The following is an 18,067-nucleotide window of genomic DNA, read 5'->3' as shown; positions in this document are numbered from 1 at the left end:
AACGGAGCGGTCACCGAAGACCAGCAACCGAGCTTCACCGTCAAGGTCAGCCAGAAGCTCGGTCAGGACCTGACCGTGACCTTGTCCAACGGCGACAAGGTGGTGATCCCGGCCGGCCAGACTCAGGTCGAGTACAAGGCCACCGCCCAGGGCGATGACGTGTTCAAGGATGGCGACACCCTTACCGTCGGTATCTCCGATGCGTCGGTCACCGGCAAGACCTTCGAGAACCTCGAGCTCGGCGGCAACGCCTCTGTCCAGATCAACGACACCATCAGCGAAGTGGTTGCGACCCTGAGCGCCGACAAGACCACCGTGTCTGAAGGCGGCCAAGTCACCTACACCGTGACCCTGACCAACGCCCAGGGCCTGTCGGTCACCGGCCACAACGGCCTGACCTTCACCCTCACCGATGGCACCAAGGTCACCGTTCCAGCGGGCAGCGCCACCGGTACGGTCACTATCAACGCACCAGACGATGTATTCGTCGGCGGTCAGCCGACCATCAGCAACAAGATCACCGGCGTCACCGGCGCGGATAACTTCGAGAAGCTGACCCTGGGTCAGAACGAAGTGAAGACCTCCGTTACCGACGAGCCAGGTTCGGGCACGCCGGGTACCGGCAATCAGGGCGACAAGGTTTCGGTCACCATCGTCAGCAACGGCAACGTCACCGAAGACCAGCAACCGTCGTTCACCGTCAAGGTCAGCCAGAAACTGGCGCAGGACCTGACCGTTACCCTGAGCAACGGTGCCAAGGTGGTGATCCCGGCCGGCCAGACCCAGGTCGAGTACAAGGCCGCCGCGCAGGGCGACGACGTGTTCAAGGACGGCAGCTCGCTGACCGTAGGCGTCACCGATGCCGTAGTCACCGGCAAGACCTTCGAGAACCTCGAACTGGGCGGCAACGCCACCGTCCAGATCACCGACACCATCAGTGAAGTAGTCGCCACCCTGTCTGCCGACAAGACCACCGTCACCGAGGGCGGCCAGGTCACCTACACCGTCACCCTGACCAATGCCCAGGGCCTGTCGGTCACCGGCCACAACGGCCTGACCTTCACCCTGTCCGATGGCACCAAGGTCAACATCCCGGCCGGCAGCGCCACTGGCACCGCCACCATCAACGCGCCGGACGACGTGTTCATCGGCGGCCAGGCCACCATCAGCAACAAGATCACCGGTGTCACCGGTGCCGACAACTTCGAGAAACTGACCCTGGGTCAGAACGAAGTGAAAACCTCCGTCACCGACGAGCCGGGCTCGGGTACTCCAGGCACCGGTAACCAGGGCGACAAGGTCTCGGTCACCATCGTCGGCAACGGCGATGTCAACGAAGCCCAACAGCCATCGTTCACCGTCAAGGTCAGCCAGAAGCTCGACCAAGACCTGACCGTCACCCTGAGCAATGGCGCCAAGGTGGTGATCCCGGCTGGCCAGAACCAGGTCGAGTACAAGGCACCGGTCCAGGGCGACGACGTGTTCAAGGACGGCGGCCCGCTCACCGTTGGCATCAGCGATGCCAGCGTGGTCGGCAAGACCTTCGAGAACCTCGAGCTTGGCGGCAACGCCACCGTGCAGATCAACGACACCATCAGTGAAGTCGTGGCCACCTTGACCGCCGACAAGACCACCGTGTCCGAAGGCGGCCAGGTCACCTACACCGTGACCCTGACCAACGCCCAGGGTCTGTCGGTCACCGGCCACAACGGACTGACCTTCACTCTCACCGATGGCACCAAGGTCACCATTCCAGCCGGCAGCGCCACTGGCACCGCCACCATCAATGCACCGGACGACGTGTTCGTCGGTGGTCAGCCGACCATCAGCAACAAGATCACCGGCGTCACCGGCGCGGATAACTTCGAGAAGCTGACCCTGGGCCAGAACGAAGTGAAGACCTCCGTCACCGACGAACCAGGCTCGGGCACTCCGGGTACCGGCAACCAGGGCGACAAGGTTTCGGTCACCATCGTCGGCAATGGCAACGTCACCGAAGACCAGCAACCGTCGTTCACCGTCAAAGTCAGCCAGAAGCTGGCGCAGGACCTGACCGTGACCCTGAGCAACGGCGCCAAGGTGGTGATCCCGGCTGGCCAGACCCAGGTCGAGTACAAGGCCGCCGCCCAGGGCGATGACGTGTTCAAGGACGGCGACACCCTCACCGTCGGCATCTCCGATGCTTCGGTCACCGGCAAGACCTTCGAAAACCTCGAGCTCGGCGGCAACGCCAGCGTTCAGATCAACGACACCGTCAGCGAAGTGGTCGCCACCCTGTCTGCAGACAAGACGACTGTCAGCGAAGGCGGCCAAGTCACCTACACCGTAACGTTGACCAACGCTCAGGGCCTGTCGGTCACCGGCCACAATGGCCTGACCTTCACCCTCACCGATGGCACCAAAGTCACCGTTCCGGCCGGCAGCGCCACTGGCACCGCCACCATCAATGCGCCGGACGACGTGTTCGTCGGTGGTCAGCCAACCATCAACAACAAGATCACCGGCGTCACCGGCGCGGACAACTTCGAGAAGCTGACCCTGGGTCAGAACGAAGTGAAGACCTCCGTCACGGATGAGCCGGGCTCGGGCACACCAGGCACCGGCAACCAGGGTGACAAGGTCTCGGTCACCATCGTCGGCAATGGCAACGTCACCGAAGACCAGCAACCGTCGTTCACCGTCAAGGTCAGCCAGAAACTGGCGCAGGACCTGACCGTGACCCTGAGCAACGGCGCCAAGGTGGTGATCCCGGCTGGCCAGACCCAGGTCGAGTACAAAGCCGCCGCCCAGGGCGACGATGTGTTCAAGGACGGCAGCTCGCTGACCGTCGGCATCACTGACGCCGCAGTTACCGGCAAGACCTTCGAGAACCTCGAACTGGGCGGCAACGCCACCGTGCAGATCAACGACACCATCAGTGAAGTGGTCGCCACACTGTCCGCTGACAAGACCACCGTCGCCGAGGGCGGCCAGGTCACCTACACCGTGACCCTGACCAACGCCCAAGGCTTGTCGGTAGTCGGCCACAACGGCCTGACCTTCACCCTTTCCGATGGCACCAAGGTCACCATCCCGGCTGGCAGTGCCAGCGGTACCTTCACCATTACCGCCAAGGACGATCCGTACCTCGGTGGCCAGCCGAACATCGTCAACAAGATCGAGTCGGTCGCTGGTGGCGACAACTTCGAGAAACTGACCCTGGGCAGCAACACCGTCACCACCAGCGTTACCGACGAGCCGAGCGGCCAGGGCGACCTGACCACTGTCGGCATCAGCGGCGACACCTCGGTGACCGAAGGCGACACCGCCCACTACAACCTGACCCTGAGCAACCCGTCGAAGTCCGAGGTGACCATCACCCTGACCTACAGCGGCACCGCCACCGACGGCCAGGACTTCACCGGTGTGGTCACCGTGAAGATCCCGGCCGGCAGCAGCGGCACCACCTTCGACATCAAGACCATCGACGACAAGCTGGTCGAGGGCTCGGAGAACTTCACGGTCAAGATCAGCGGCGCCACGGGTGGCGGCTTCGAGAACCTGCAGGTCGACTCGGGCAAGTCCAGCGTCACCACCACCATCATCGACAACGACCATGCGCCGGTGTCGACCGGCGGCGCGGTGACTGGCAGCGAAGACACCGACTACGTGTTCAAGTGGGGCGACTTCAACGTCAGCGACGCCGATGGCAACACTGGTCTTTCGGTGACCATCAGCAAGCTGCCGGACCTGGGCGGCCTGAAGTTCTTCAACGGCACCTCGTGGGTCGATGTCTCGCTCAACCAGAATATCAGCCAGGCTGACATCGCCGCCGGCAAGCTCAAGTTCGTGCCGCTGGCCAACCAGTCGGGCGTCGACGGCTATGGCGGCAGCGGCGTGGGCAACAAGCAGGCCGACTACGCGCAGATCAAGTACAAGCCCAACGACGGCACCAACGCCGGCGGCGAAGTGACCATGAAGGTCGATATCGCGCCTGTGGCCGATAAGCCTGACCTGAACATCGGCAACAACAACGTCAACTCCATCGGCCTGCTCAAGGAAACCTGGAACAGCCTCTCCGGCCTTGGCAGCAATGGCAACGGCATCACCGGCGACGCGCTGAAGAACGTCTTCGCCAATGCCGGCAACGCCAGCAAGAGCGAGACCGTCACCGGTGTCGACACCGTTGCCAGCGTGACTGCGGGCAGCGGCTCGAAGACTTCCGGCCTGATCTACCTGGAAGCCGGCAAGACCTACGCGTTCAGCGGCACCGCCGATGACAGCCTGCAGATCGTCGTGGGCGGCAAGAACGTCGCCAGCGGCACCTGGGGCTCGGCCAGCGGCGCCATCTCCGGCAGCTTCACCCCGACCACCAGCGGCTACTACACCCTGGAGATCTACAACGCCAACCAGGCCGGCCCCGGCAGCCTGGACGTCAACATCAAGGTGGGCAACGGCGCGGTCACCGACCTCAACAGCTCGAACATCCCGATGTACCCGAGCGTCAAGGACCTGGCCAACGCCGGCGTGACCGTCGGCGACCTGCATGGCAGCAACAACCAGGGCTACTACGACGGCTACAAGCTCAACGAAGGCAGCGAGAACGGCGCCCCGGTCAAGCTGGTGGGCATCAGCACCAACCTCACCGACACCGACGGCTCCGAGTCCCTGAGCGTCAAGCTCAGCGGCATCCCGGCAGGCTCGGTGCTGGCCGATAACGCCGGCCATACCTTCACCGTCGGCAAGGACGCGGTGGACGTCACCGGCTGGAACCTGGGCAGCCTGACCATCAAGCCGCCGGCCTACTACCAGGGCCAGTTCGACGTGAAGGTCAGCTCGACCTCCACCGAGAGCGTCGGCGGCAGCACCGCGACCAGCGAAGGCACCATCAAGGTCACCGTCTACCCGCAGTCCTACACCACCAGCAACCTGTCCTCGGACAGCGACAACATCACCGGCACCGACGGCAACGATGTGGTGGTTGCCGACGTCACCGGCCTGCACGTGGTGCCGGGCCAGGACTACAACCTCGCCTTCATCGTCGACACCTCGGGCAGCATGGGTTCGTCCGGCGTGGATGCGGCGAAGAAATCCCTGGAATCGGTGTTCAAGACCCTGGCCGCCAGCGTCAAGGGCGACCAGTCGGGTACCGTGAACATCCTCCTGGTGGACTTCGCCACCCAGGTCAAGAGCAGCGTTTCGGTGACCCTGAACGATGCCGGCCTGCAGACCTTGCTCAATGCGCTGAACACGCTCAATGCCAACGGCGGTACCAACTACGAGGACGCCTTCAAGACTACCGCCAACTGGTTCAAGTCGCTCCAGAGCGCAGGGAACACCGGCAGCAATCAGACCTTCTTCATTACCGATGGCAAGCCGACCTATTACCAGTCCAACGAGCAAGGCAATCCAAGTCTGGGCACTACTGGTACCAGCTTCGACAGCTACCTGGACTCCATCAACTACAAGGCTGGCATGACGGTCGGCAAGTATCTGGACAACAGCAACTACCTCACCATCGACAGCAACGGGACGATGACGGTACAGACCTATAGCTGGGGAGGCTGGCGCACCACGCTGTCGGGAGACATTCGCGCCGACGGCGTTGGTGGCTATGAATTGTCGACGCGCGCAGGTAATGGGGGCGACACGACCAGTGCCACTCAAAACAATGCGCAGGACAGCTTCAAGTTGCTCTCGGGCCTGTCCGAGGTCGAGGCCATCGGCCTCAACAACGGCGTCAACACCAACGACCTGAAACCGTACGACACCGACGGCAAGCCGCAGACCAACATCGACCCGAGCAAGCTGGCCGAGGCCATCCTCGGCCATACCGAAGTTACCCAACCGGGCAACGACACGGTCAATGGTGGCGACGGCAACGACATCATCTTCGGCGACCTGATGGTCTTCGACGGTGTTGCCGGTACCGGTGTCGAGGCGATCCGCGGCTATGTCGCCGACAAGCTGGGCGTAGACGCGGGCAGCGTGGACGCACGGGCGATGCACAAGTACATCACCGAGCACTACACCGAGTTCGACGTCTCACGCAGCAACGACGGCGCCGACACCCTGCTGGGCGGCAACGGCAACGACATCATCTTCGGCCAGGGTGGCAACGACTACATCGACGGCGGCAAGGGCAACGACATCCTGCTCGGCGGCACCGGCAACGACACCCTGCTCGGCGGTGAAGGCAACGACATCCTGTTTGGCGGTGCCGGCAATGACATCCTCATCGGCGGCAAGGGCGATGACATCATGACCGGTGGCAGTGGTGCCGACACCTTCGTGTGGAAGGCCGGCGACCTGGGCAATGACGTGATCAAGGACTTCAAGGCAAGCGAAGGCGACCGCCTCGACCTGAGAGACCTGCTCCAGGGCGAGAAGGCCAGCACCATCGACAACTTCCTGAAGATCACCACGGTCAATGGCGAGTCGACCCTGCAAGTCAGCACCGAAGGCAAGCTCAACGCCGCCGGCGGCCTGGCCAACGCCGATGTGAGCATTAAGCTCGAAGGGGTCAACTGGTCCAACACCACGATCAACTCGTTGATCAGCGGTGGCGACCCGACCATCAAGATCGACAACTCCAACAGCTGATCCCCACCCCCGCGGCAGCCGGCAACGGCCGCCGCGTCGGGGGCGGGCTTTCCCCGCCAACGCTTCACGCGCATACTCGTGCACCGGGCCTACACGCCCGGTGAACTTTGCCTATGCTGCTGACTACCAACAAGGAATCATCGTGACGAGGGACGCCGCCATGTTCTACGTGCAACGCGACGCTGACGGCCGTTTGCTGCGAGTGGAAGCCGCCGGGTTTGATGGATTTACGGACATGGTCCCCGCCGACAGTGCCGAGATCCAGGAATGGTTCGCCGACGATGTCGTTGAGAACAGCCTCAAGCAGCTCAAGCAGAGCGATCTGGACATGATCCGGGTGCTGGAAGACCTGATCGAGGTGCTGACTGCCAAAGGCGTGTTCAGCATCACCGACCTGCCGCCCGGCGCCCAGGCCAAATTGCTCAACCGCTCCACCGCGCGCAAGGCGCTGGGTAGCCTGAACAACCTGATCGAGGAAGACGAGGAAGGCGGGCTGATCTGATCATGCTGGCGGCGCATCGCGGTGCGAATTGCCCCGCGATAACGCCGAGCCTTCTCAACGCCAGGGTGCCGGGCCACCCACCAGTTGCCCCTGGATGCCCTGCACGCCCATCTCCCGCAGCACCTTCAACTCCCCTTCGGTCTCCACCCGCTCGGCGATCAGCGGCAGGTCGATGCTGTGCGCAGCCCGCTGGATGGCCTCGATGAACAGGCGCTTGTGCCGTTCCTGGTCGATGTTGCGGATGTAGCCACCGTCGATCTTCAGGTAGGCCAGCCCCAGGTGGGCCAGGTTGCCGATCATGCTGAAGCGCCCGCCGAAGCGTTGCAGTGCCAGGCTGAAGCCCAGGGTGCGCAGGCGCCGGGTAAGTTGCTCGAGTACTGACTGCTCGGGCAGTTGCTCCTCACCGATCTCGAAGGTCAGCCGCTGCCCCAGCGCGCCGTGCTGCCCCAACAGCTCATAGACGCGCTGCAATGCCTTGGGGTCGGCCAGGGTGGCGGCCGACAGGTTCAACGCCAGCGCTTCGCCATGCCCTTGCAGATGCTTGAGCACCTTCTCCAGCACCAGCAGGTCCAGCCGCGCCATCCAGCCGAAACGCTCCAGCCAGGGCAGGAAGCGGCCGGCCGCCAGGGCTTCGCCCTCCTCGTCGTGCAGGCGCGAGATGACCTTGTAGTGCAGCACCCGCTCCGGCGCCTTGGCGTCCACGACCGGTTGGAAGAACAGTTCGAACTGGCCCTTGCCCAGCGCCTGGTCCAGGCGCGTGTGCCAGGCGTGGTGGCTGTCGGCGGCCTGGCCCGCAGCGCCCTGCTCCAGGCATACCCAGCCCGGCGTGGGCTGGCTCTCGGCGCGGGCCAGGGCCTCGTCGGCAAGCTTGAGCAGCGCTTGCGGGGCATCGCCTGGGCTGTAGGGGGCAAGGCCGATGCAGGCCACCGGGTCGACATCGCTGGCGCCGGTTTCATGCAGGCTCTGCAAGGTGGCTTCCAGGGCCTGGGCCAGCTGGATCGCCTCGTCATGGACCATGCCTGGCGCCAATACCGCGAACTCGCCGCCACGGCTGCGGGTGATCAGGTCGTTGGTCTCCGGGTAGTTCGCACAGGTGCGGCGCAGCTGCTCACCCACCGCCTGCAGCAACTGGTCGGTACGTTGGCCACCCAGGCGGGCGTTGAGCCCGGCCAAGTCCTGGACGCGCAGTAACAGCAGGTAGCCGGTACGGGCCTCCTCCAGGTTGCTGACCCGGGCATTGAGCTGCATTTCGAAGTAACGCCGGTTGGCAAGGCCGGTGAGGCTGTCCTGGTAGGACTCCGCCCGCAGCTTCTCGCTGCGCTCGGCCTGCTCGGTGAACAGTGCCTTGAGCTTCTCGACCATCTGGTTCATCGCCTGCACCACTCGGCGCAGCTCGGGGGTGCGTGGCAGCTCGGGCAGGCTGAGGAACTCACGACGGGCGATAGCGTGGGACTGCGCCACCATGTAGTCGAGCGGGCGCAACTGACGGCGCAGCAGCAGTGCCCCGAGCACCGCGCTCACCGCGCCGCACAGCAGCAGCCAGCCAAGGCTGCCCAGGGCGCTCTGCCAGAGTTTGCCCAAGGCAAACATCGGGTGGCTGATCACCTCGACCCGCGCCGCCTGCTGCCAGCCGCGGCTGACGAGGGCATCGCCACCGGCCGGCTCCAGGCCGATGAGCTGGATGAACCAGCCCGGCACGCCGCCAGCGTCAGGCTCTGCGTGGCGCTCGACCAGCACGGCGTTGGAGTCCAGGTCGATGACCTTGATACTCGAGTAGTAGCCGCTGTCGAAAATCGAGCTGACCATCAGCTCGACCATCGCTGGGTCGTCGATGTTCGGCGTCAGCGACAACGCCAGCGCGGTCGCGGCGTCCTGGGCATGGGAACGCAGCTGGTTGACGTACTGGCTGCGCGAGCTCTCCAGGCTGACCATGAAGCTGCCACTGAAGGCGATCACCAGGAACAGGCAAATGGCTAGCAGCAATTGTTTGAACAGTGACATCTGTGCTCCTTCAGTAAACCGGTTCGGCCGGGAACCCTTCGGCCTGCATTTTCTTCAGCAGATCCTGCCAACGCGACAGGCGCTTGGTGTCGCCGACCTTCTTGTTGCCGCCCGCGCCGGTCAGCCACAGGCCTTCACCGTTGAAGGCATACACCGGCAGCAGGTCGGTACGCTGGCTGGCCGGCTTGATCGCGTCCATCAGGCTGTCCAGCACCAGCGGCTGGGCCTGTGGGCTTGAATAATAGGTCAGGACCATGTGCGCACGGTTCTGGCGCAAGGCCTTTACGTAGGTGATGCGTAGCTTTTCCGCCGGAATGCCCATGCGCCGCAGGCTGAAGTACTTGGCGATGGCATAGTCCTCGCAATCGCCCGCACCCTTTATCAGCGATTGTACCGGCGTGGCCCAGTAATCGACCTCGTGCCACAGGTCGATGTCTTCGACATAGCGCAGCTGCTTGTTGAAGAACAGGTTGACCACCTGCAGCTGCTCCAGTTCGCTGCCCTGCTTCTGTGTCGCCATCAGGTTCTGCCAGGCATCGATACGCCCCTGGCCCGCGCCCATCGGGCCGTAGAGCGCCTGAGCGCGGCGACTGATCTGCGAGAAGTCCCAATCCGCCTGGGACACGCCCAGCCACAGGCAGCCGAGCAGCACGGCAAGGCCGAGCCGGCGTGCGGTCGCATTGAGAGGCCAAGGTATCGCCACTGCGGACACCCGTTCAGATCAGTCGAAAGCAGCGATGGTGCGGGCTGGAGACGCAAAAGACAATGGCACCGTGCGATCATGCGGCCAACTGTCGGCAAACCCGCTTCGTACAAGGGCTGGCGACCTTGGCTATCTTCCCAATGCCGGCAACTTGCTTCACGATAGCCACGTTTTGACTCTGCGCCACGGCGCATCGCTTGATCAATCCGTTTGACAAGCGCCCCCTTCCCTCACTAGGGTTATTGGATCCAATTTTCATGTTGCCGAGGCGAACCCCGCGTGGCTGAGAAACCCAAACTCCTGAGCACCGTACTGGGTAGCGAACAAGTACCACCGCACCTGGCCCGGGGTGTTATCGAAGAGCGCCTGCGCAGTGCCATCCTTGATGGCCGCCTGCCCCCGGGCACCGCCGTGCGCCAGCAAGAGCTGGCGACTTTGTTCGGTGTCAGTCGCATGCCTGTGCGCGAGGCGCTGCGCCAACTCGAAGCCCAGTCACTGCTGCAGGTGGTGATGCACAAAGGCGCCGTGGTAGCGCCATTGATCGGTGAGGACGCCGTCGACACGTACGCCCTGCGTGTACTGCTCGAGACCGAGGCGTTGCGCCAGTCGATCCCCTTGCTCGATGCCGGCGACATCGCCCAGGCCAGGGCTTACATCCGTCAACTGGAGACCGAGACTCGCCATGCCGAAATCGGCCGGCTCAATCGCCTGTTCCACATGGCCCTCTACAGCAAGGCGCAGAACCAGAAACTGCTGCGCATGATCGAGATCGAGCTGAACGAAGAGGAACGCTTCCTGCGTTTCCATCTGTCCTCGATGGGCCTGGGCAAACTCACCCAGGATGACCACATTGCCCTTGTCGATGCCGCCAACGACAGACTGGTGGACGAGGCCGTGAAGCTCCTGGAAGAACACCTCAACCATGCCGCGCGCACCATCAGGAAGTACCTCGACAGGCAATCGGCCAACTGACCCTGCCCAACCGCGCAGCCGCCCCTGGCGACCACCCGCTGCGTCGACACGATCCGCCACAAGGAACGGCAGTGCACGTGCAGACTCGACAGGACACCATGCCCGACCAGCCGCCCAGGATTCGCCTGATCTGCCTGGCAAACACACGGCAGCAACTTGCCCAGTACCGCACCTGGGCAACGACCCTGAGCGACCCCATCGAGCTGGTCGCGGTCGATGTCCCCTCCATTGCCGACTTCGAACAATCTCTGCCCATTTCCGGGCGCCTGACCCAGGCCCTGGTAGAGCAGCTCCAGCCCTACCTTATGCAGCCACATGCCGTGTTTGCCCAAGGCCAGGGCGCGCACATCGCCTTGGCCCTGATCCAGCAAGTGCAAGGTGCTTGTCCGGGCCTGACCCGTCACTTGTTTGTTTCAAGCTGTGACAGCCCACAATTCAGCACCACTTACCTGCCCCTGCATATCCCCATGACCGTGCTCTATCCGCCGGGCTCGCTGGCGGCGATGCTCGGCTGGCACAGCCTGGTACGCCGGGAGCTGGAGCTGATTGAGCTACCGGTGCAAGCGGTCGATACTTCGCTGCTGAACCAGCGCCTGGTGCGCATCTTCAACGCCCACCTCGGGTTGCTGAGCTTCTAATTCTCCTCTTGCCATCCGTGCGCTGATCAAGGCTTTTCCGCTGCCTGGTCAGTGCCTGGCCATGGCAGTGCCAGCATTTTGGGCACACTCTACCCCCCGCAGCGGCCGCTGATCATCAGACGTGGACCTGGCCGTTTGCCTCTTCATTCACCTGCAGAAGGAACCTGGCACCGGGGCAAGGACCGCAAGCGATCAGCCGCCCCTCAATAGTCCCTCTCTCCATCTCCGTTCATTCGTGCTCCGAGTGAGGCATTCACTCTGTGTCTATTTTTCTGATCGTTAATTATCGGAAGGAGCACGTATTGCCAAAATAAAACTTACTCAATGTTTTATTCAGGCACTTATATTTCAAGAAAAGTCCGAACATAAAATAATCAAAAAAACAATTGCGACCAACTTTGAAGTTGTTCTAACTTTTATATCGCCAGCCAAGGGCGGCCAGGCGTCACCGTGGACACCTCGCCAAACAAGCCCTGCTGGCCTCTGCCTGTTGTTCGAATTCGAGTTTTCACTCGAGGCCTCCATTCGCCCGGCATTTAGTTGCCTTGCAACTTCCAGAGCATAACGTCCCTGCATATCACCTCTAAACGGATCTCATCATGAGCACATTGAAGCGCACACTTTCCGACAAGAAACATGAACTTTCCCTGCACCCGCTATTTTCCGAAATCGATTCTCTGGAGACGCTGCGTGGGTTCATGGAAACCCACGTGTTTGCCGTCTGGGACTTCATGACGCTGACCAAGCGCCTGCAGCAGGAGCTGACCTGCGTCAGCCTGCCCTGGCTGCCACCAAGGGACCCGGCTGCGGCGCGCCTGATCAACGAGATCGTCCTGGGCGAGGAATCGGACGATCGCCTCGATCATGGTCACTACAGCCACTTCGAGCTGTACCTGGATGCCATGCGCGAAGTCGGTGCCAGCACCCAGGCCATCGAGCGCTTCGTCAGCCTGCAGCAACAAGGCGTCGCGGCATTCGACGCGCTGCAACGCTGCGGCGCCAGTGAAGCCGCGCAGCGATTCGTTCGCGACACCCTCAAAGTGGCCATCGAGGCACCGGCCCACCAGGTTGCCGCCGCCTTCCTGCATGGGCGGGAAAGCGTCATTCCAGCGATGTTCCAACAGATTCTCGACGAGTGGGGCATCGGTACCGAGCAGGCGCCGACCTTCCGCTACTACCTGCAACGTCACATCGAAGTCGACTCCGAGGACCACGGCCCCGCCGCCGAGCAATTGCTGGCACGCCTGGTCGATCATGATCCGCTGCGCCAGGAAGACGTCTACGTGGCCGCCATCGCCGCGGTGGACAGCCGCATGGCCCTGTGGGACCGCCTGCGTACATCGCTGAAAGCGGCTGTTGCCGAGGTTACCCCATGAATGCCCTCGAGTATCGCTCCTTTGCCGAGGCCTGGGAGGCCAGGGCGACCATTCGCACCCGGCCCCGGCGCCTGGTGGAGGATGACCAGCGCCTGATCTACCCCCTGAGCCGCCAGCCCCTGGTGCTCGGCGCGACGTTCCAGCGCGAGTGCCCGCAGCTGCGCGACTTCGTGCTGGTACAGAGCCTCTACAAGTTCATCAATGACGTGGTGATCTTCGAGACCGAGATCGTCGACCGCACCGCCCGGCGCATCGCCAAGGACCGCTTTGCCGTGCGCTTCCCGTTCGCCTGCCGCTACGACGCGATGACCGTGGTGGTGGACGAGGACTATCACGCCCTGGTGGCGATGGACTTCCTGCAGCAGACCATCGCCCTGACCGGGATCGAGCCGATCGCCCTGCCCCAGGAAATCGAACTCAGCCGCGCCATTCCAGCCGCGCTGGAACAGGTGCCCGAGGCCCTGCGTGACGCCTTGGAGCTGATCTGCGTGGGCATCGCCGAGAACACCCTGACCGACGATGTCGCGGCCTTTGCCCGCGACGACTCGGTCAAGCCCTCGGTGAAGGGCCTGATGGCCGATCACCTGCTGGACGAAGGTCGTCACTCGAGCTTCTGGGCGCGCCTGACGCGCATCTACTGGCATACCGCGCCCGAGGCGGATCGCCAGATGATCGCCAAAGTACTGCCGTTGTTCCTGCGCCAGTACCTGACCAACGACATCCAGCAGGCTTTCGACTGTGCCCTGATCGACGCCTTGCCGGTGAGCGACACGGTGCGCCAGGCCCTGCGTGAGGAAGTGCTGGGCCTGGCCTACCCGATCAACCGCCAGCATCCGCTGCTGGGCAACATCCTGCGTTTCTTCCGCAGCAGCTCGATGCTCGAGTCGCCCTGCGTACAGGACGCCCTGCGCGACTATCTGCCCTGAGGACCTAGACATGAGACGCCTCGACATACTCCTGGTGGGCACCAGCCCGCCCCTGGAGGAGTTCGCCCGCCTGCTCGCCGAGCACGGACATGGCTCGGCCAGGGCCGACAGCGCCCAGGCCCTGCCCCGGCAGCTGTCGGCCCATCCCGACCTGGTGGTGGAAGATGGCAGCCTGGCACTGAGCAGCAGTGACTGGCAGCCCCTGGGCGGCACGCCGCTGCTCAGGCTACGCCTGGGTGCGAGCTACGCCGACACCCTGCCGCAACTGGAGGCCCTGTGCTGGTGCGGCAGTGCCAGCGCCCAGCGGCTGATCCATCGCGTGCCGATACACACGCCACCCTCCGGCAATGGCCAACAGCTACGCGAGGACACCTTGCAAGCCCTGTGCGAGCAACTGGCGCTGCAGGTCACCCGCTTCGCCCGCAACCCGTTGCATCTGCAGGAAACGCCTGCGGTAAGCCCTGGAGAGCATGAGCGTGAGCACGGCCTGGACTGGCTGGACACTTTGGCCTACCGCCACCCGTTCAACCGCACGCTGCGCGCCGATTTGCTGGAGAAGGCCGAAACAGGCCTGATCGGCGGCCTGGAACACAGCCTGCGTGTGCACGCAGGGTCTCCCGCCGTGAACCACGACGGCCAGCATTGCTCTTATGAGCAGTTGCACGCCCGCGCCGCCGTCATCCAGAAGGCCTTGTTGCCGCTGTTGCCCAACGCCGGGGAGCAGCCGCCTGTGGTCGCCGTGTGCATGGGCAAGTCACCCGAGCTCTACGCCAGCCTGCTGGCAGTGCTGGGCTGCGCCGCCATCTACCTGCCACTGGATCCGACCACACCGGCCGAGCGCCGCCAGCTGATCCTCGACGACGCTGGCGCCTGCGTCATGCTGCACGACGGCCAGACGCCTGTGGATATCCCTGATGTTGATGTGCGCAACCTTCCTTTGCCGCAGGACTTGCCGCTGCCCAGCCTGGCGTTGCGCCAGGCTGCCGCCGACCAGGCCTGCGTGGCGATCTACACCTCCGGCACCACCGGCCAACCCAAAGGCGTGTTGCTCACCCAGGGCAACCTGGCGCACTTCATGGCCTGGTATCGCGAGCATGTGGGCTTGGACCGGCACAGCCGGGTACTGCAGTTCTCCACCATCGGCTTCGACGCCTCGCTGCTGGATATCCTGCCGACGTTCGCCTGTGGCGCGGAACTGGTCTTGCCCAGTGAGGACCAGCGTCGCGATCCGCAGCGGCTGGTACAACTTATCCACAGAGAGGAGGTGAGCCACGCGTTCCTGCCACCGGCGCTGCTGAGTATCCTTCCCCGTGATCTGCACCTGGGCCTGCGTCACCTGGTGACCGGTGGCGACGTCTGCGAACCGGAAGTCATCGCTCGATTGGCCGGGCAATGCCACATGCACAACATCTACGGGCCGACCGAAACCACCGTGCTGGCCACAACCCGGGTGTTCGCTGCAGGCGACGACAACCGCAACCTGGGGCTGCCGATTGCCAACACCCAGGTGCTGATACTCGACCAGCACCTGCAGCCGGTTTGTGAGCAGACCCCCGGTGAGCTGTACATCGCCGGGCCAGGTGTCGGCCTGGGTTACCTGAACAACTCCGAACTGAGCGCCGAACGTTTCGTCGAGCTGAGCTTGCCCGCGGGCCGCACACTGCGCGCCTACCGTACGGGGGACATCGGCAAATGGACCGAACAAGGTATAGAGCTGTGCGGCCGGCGAGACAACCAGGTGAAGATCCGTGGCTTCCGGGTCGAACCCGAAGAAATCGAGCACTGCCTGCGCGATAGCCAGCTGTTCGCCCAGGTGGCGGTGGTGATCGACGCCCAGCGGCGGGTCCTGGCCTTCCTTGCCCACCCGCAACGGGCCGATGCCGAAGCCTTGCTGCGCGAGCATGCCGAGCGACACCTGCCCGACTACATGCGCCCGACGTTCTATCAGGTACTGCAGCAGATGCCCTATACCGCCAACGGCAAGGTGGATCGCCGGGCGTTGTCGTTGCGTCCACTGGCCTTGCCAACCAGCCAGCGCATCGAACCACGGACAGCGACCGAGGAGCACCTGCGTCGCCTGTGGAGCACGCTGCTGGAGCTCCCACAAAACGAAATTTCCGCCGACGACAGCTTCTTCAATCTCGGCGGTCACTCCATCCTGCTGTCGCGCTTGCTGCTGGAGGTCAGGGAGCACTTCGGCCAGGGGGTGGCCATCAACCGCTTCATCGAACAGCCGACCTTGCAGCGCCTGGGCGCGCTGCTCGATGGCGATCACGAGGCGTTGCAAACCTCCCTGGTACGCCTGGAGCAGGACGCCAACCGCGAACTGGGCCTGCAGGTGCAACCGCTGGAGCGCCTGGGCGATGTGCACAAGGTGATCGTCACCGGGGCCAACAGCTTCCTTGGCGTGCATCTGGTCGAGGCCCTGCTGGAGTGGGGCGCGAGTGAAGTCGCTTGCCTGGTACGCAGCGCCGCAGGGTTATCCGCCGATGAGCGTTTCTCCCAGGCCCTGCGGGACAACCACGTCACCCTGGACCGCAGCCGCGTGCGGGTATTCGAAGCGGACCTGCGCAAGCCACTGCTGGGTCTGGCCCAGGCCGACTACGACTACCTGGACAGCAACTATGGCGCGTTGCTGCACAACGCCGCGCAGGTCAACCATGTGCTCGACTACGAGGTACTGGCAGCCGACAACATCGAGCCGTTGTTCGAATGCCTGCGGTTGTGTGAGGGTCGTCGCAAGAAAATCTTCAACTTCGTCTCCACCCTGTCCGCCTGCAGCGCCGTGGATGGCGAGGGCCATGTGCTGGAGAGCGACCCCGCAGACACCCCACCGATCTACATCCGCAATGGCTACAACCTGAGCAAATGGGTCGGCGAGCGCATCCTCAGCCGTGCACGTGAGCAGGGCGTGTGGGTCAACCTGTTCCGCCCCGGCAACATCACCTTCGATAGCCGCACAGGGGCCTGCCAGCCTCAGCGCAACCGGCTGATGCTGATGCTCAAGGGCTCGCTGCAGTTGGGCCAGGTGCCGGAGCTGGAGATCGACTTCGACCTCATGCCGGTGGACTTCCTGTCCCGCTTCATCGCTTTCCACAGCAGCCGTCACCAGGCCGGCCGGTGCGTGTTCAACCTGCATAACCCCGAACCCCTGCGCTGGCGTGACTACCTGGCTTCGTTCCATGCCCAGGGCCATGCCTTCGAACTGGTCAGCATCGAGCAATGGCAGCGCCAGTTGGCCAGGGTCGATAGCGACAACGCGCTGTACGACGTCCTGGGCTTCTACCTGGACGGTTTCGAGGAAGACATCGGTGACATCTCCGGCATCGCCCACGACAACGCTCGTGCCGGCGTGCAGCGCATGGGCGCCCGTTACCCAAGCAAGGACCCGGCGCTGCTCAGTCGCGGCTGCCGCTACCTGGCCGACATCGGCTTTATCTGATCCCTTTCATGTACAACAGGAGCAACATCCCAATGCAAGCACTCAAACCCGATACCCTGATCCGCAACCCGCAAGGCTGTCTTGTGGTTTCCAGCGTGGAGATCGCCGCACCGGCGGCCAACGTGTGGAACATCGTCGGCAACTTCGCTGGCTTCCCGGTGTTCATTCCTGCCCTGGCGCATATCGAGATGACCGGCAGCGGCGTGCGCTCGGTGCGCAAGAAGCTGTTCAAGGATGGCAACGTGGTGATCGAGCAGTTGAACACCCGTGACGATCAAGCCATGAACATGACCTGGAGCCTGATCTACACCAGCCTGAACATCGGCAATCTGTGGGCGGCCATGCAAGTGCAGGCGATCGACGCCAGCCGCAGCCGTGCGACCTGGACCATCCAGGCCGAGCCATGGGAAGGCGGGCCGGAGGCACTGCCGGGCTTCCAGGCATTTCTGCAGGGCTTTGCCGATGAGGCGATGGGGAATGTGCGTAACCTGCTGAGCTGATATCACTGGAAGGGGCTTGTGCCCCGATGGCAAAAAAGGCCGCTCCCGACCGGGAGCGGCCTTTTTTTGTCTTGAACATCAAGGGAGCTCTTCGGGCTGTGCTGTTGCACAGCAAAAAGAGATCTCTGTAGGAGCGGCTTTAGCCGCGATGCAAGCAACTCGGTGTCTGGCACCCGCTTCGCGGGTGATCGCGGCTGAAGCCGCTCCTACAGGGGCCGTGCTGCGCTTTTGAATACTGTTCCCTTCGTGCCAGCGCAGGGAGCTGGACGATCTCATACGAGAACTTCACGCATCGATACCCTGAAAAGACAAAGCCCCTGATCGCATCGCGATCAGGGGCTTTGGAATTGAATCTTGACGATGACCTACTCTCACATGGGGAAACCCCACACTACCATCGGCGATGCATCGTTTCACTGCTGAGT

Annotated in this window: 10 protein-coding genes; 8 read left to right on the top strand and 2 right to left on the bottom strand. The window is 63.3% G+C overall.

The window, feature by feature from the left end:
* Positions 1–6,582, top strand: a 6,582-nt coding sequence (locus AC3WL2_RS25275) for an immunoglobulin-like domain-containing protein (protein ID WP_492574037.1), incomplete at its 5' end; no start/stop codon positions are given.
* A gap of 160 nt (positions 6,583–6,742) precedes the next feature.
* Positions 6,743–7,084 carry a hypothetical protein gene (locus AC3WL2_RS25270; protein WP_046857559.1) on the top strand — a complete coding sequence of 114 codons (342 nt, stop codon included), beginning with the start codon at positions 6,743–6,745 and terminating at the stop codon, positions 7,082–7,084.
* Positions 7,085–7,138: 54 nt separating this feature from the next.
* Here the strand turns inward: AC3WL2_RS25270 and lapD are convergent, their stop codons facing one another.
* Together lapD and lapG are read right to left on the bottom strand one after the other, a co-directional pair.
* On the bottom strand, positions 7,139–9,085 hold the full coding sequence (gene lapD / locus AC3WL2_RS25265) for a cyclic di-GMP receptor LapD (protein ID WP_102685158.1): 1,947 nt from the start codon (positions 9,083–9,085) through the stop codon (positions 7,139–7,141).
* A gap of 10 nt (positions 9,086–9,095) precedes the next feature.
* Positions 9,096–9,797 carry a cysteine protease LapG gene (gene lapG / locus AC3WL2_RS25260; RefSeq protein WP_102685159.1) on the bottom strand — a complete coding sequence of 234 codons (702 nt, stop codon included), beginning with the start codon at positions 9,795–9,797 and terminating at the stop codon, positions 9,096–9,098.
* A 270-nt stretch (positions 9,798–10,067) separates the two neighbouring features.
* Here lapG and AC3WL2_RS25255 point away from each other — a divergent pair, with 270 nt between their 5' ends.
* From AC3WL2_RS25255 to AC3WL2_RS25230, 6 genes are all read left to right on the top strand, one after another.
* A complete protein-coding gene (locus tag AC3WL2_RS25255) occupies positions 10,068–10,760 on the top strand; it encodes a GntR family transcriptional regulator (protein ID WP_102685160.1) in 693 nt (230 codons plus the stop codon).
* A 77-nt stretch (positions 10,761–10,837) separates the two neighbouring features.
* Positions 10,838–11,398 carry an alpha/beta hydrolase family protein gene (locus tag AC3WL2_RS25250; protein ID WP_146022625.1) on the top strand — a complete coding sequence of 187 codons (561 nt, stop codon included), beginning with the start codon at positions 10,838–10,840 and terminating at the stop codon, positions 11,396–11,398.
* A gap of 599 nt (positions 11,399–11,997) precedes the next feature.
* Complete coding sequence (locus tag AC3WL2_RS25245) at positions 11,998–12,774, top strand: DUF3050 domain-containing protein (protein WP_102685162.1); 777 nt, start codon at positions 11,998–12,000, stop codon at positions 12,772–12,774.
* The gene (locus tag AC3WL2_RS25240; RefSeq protein ID WP_102685163.1) at positions 12,771–13,700 is read left to right on the top strand and encodes a diiron oxygenase; all 930 of its coding nucleotides are present in this window, start codon (positions 12,771–12,773) and stop codon (positions 13,698–13,700) included. The genes AC3WL2_RS25245 and AC3WL2_RS25240 overlap by 4 nt, the downstream gene beginning before the upstream one ends.
* Positions 13,701–13,710: 10 nt before the next feature.
* Complete coding sequence (locus AC3WL2_RS25235) at positions 13,711–17,142, top strand: amino acid adenylation domain-containing protein (protein ID WP_102685164.1); 3,432 nt, start codon at positions 13,711–13,713, stop codon at positions 17,140–17,142.
* A gap of 32 nt (positions 17,143–17,174) precedes the next feature.
* Complete coding sequence (locus tag AC3WL2_RS25230; RefSeq protein WP_102685165.1) at positions 17,175–17,642, top strand: SRPBCC family protein; 468 nt, start codon at positions 17,175–17,177, stop codon at positions 17,640–17,642.
* Positions 17,643–18,067: the final 425 nt, after the last annotated feature.

It is taken from the genome of Pseudomonas sp. FW305-96 (assembly GCF_058783825.1).
This window is presented reverse-complemented; position numbering and strand designations above follow the sequence as displayed.